At 71.8% G+C, this 266-nt stretch carries 1 protein-coding gene; it reads left to right on the top strand.

What is annotated here, in order from left to right:
- Positions 1–266: helix-turn-helix domain-containing protein (locus JI667_RS21535; protein WP_206858496.1), on the top strand; the 266-nt coding region annotated here is incomplete at both ends.

Below are 266 nucleotides of genomic sequence, written 5' to 3'. Positions count from 1 at the left end.
AGGATGTCGACGCGCTGGCCCGACAGCAGGGCGTGTCGGCGCGCACCTTGCAGCGGCATTTCGCGGGGCTTTCGCTGCCGCCACCGCGGTTCTGGGGTTTGCTGGGCCGGGCGCGGCGCGCGGCGCTGGCTTTGCCCGGCGGCGGGGCATTGTCCGAGCTGGCACTCGATCACGGCTACAGCGATCAGGCGCATATGAACCGCGAATTCCTGCGCTGGTTCGGGCGCACGCCCGGCCAGCTTCGCAGCGACCCGGCTGCGTTGGCG

The sequence above is a fragment of the Bacillus sp. NTK074B genome (assembly GCF_017303375.1).
In the GTDB taxonomy this organism is placed as follows: Bacteria; Bacillota; Bacilli; order Bacillales; family Bacillaceae_B; genus Rossellomorea.
The sequence above is the reverse complement of the archived record's forward strand: the minus strand, read 5'-3'. Positions and strand labels throughout refer to the sequence as shown.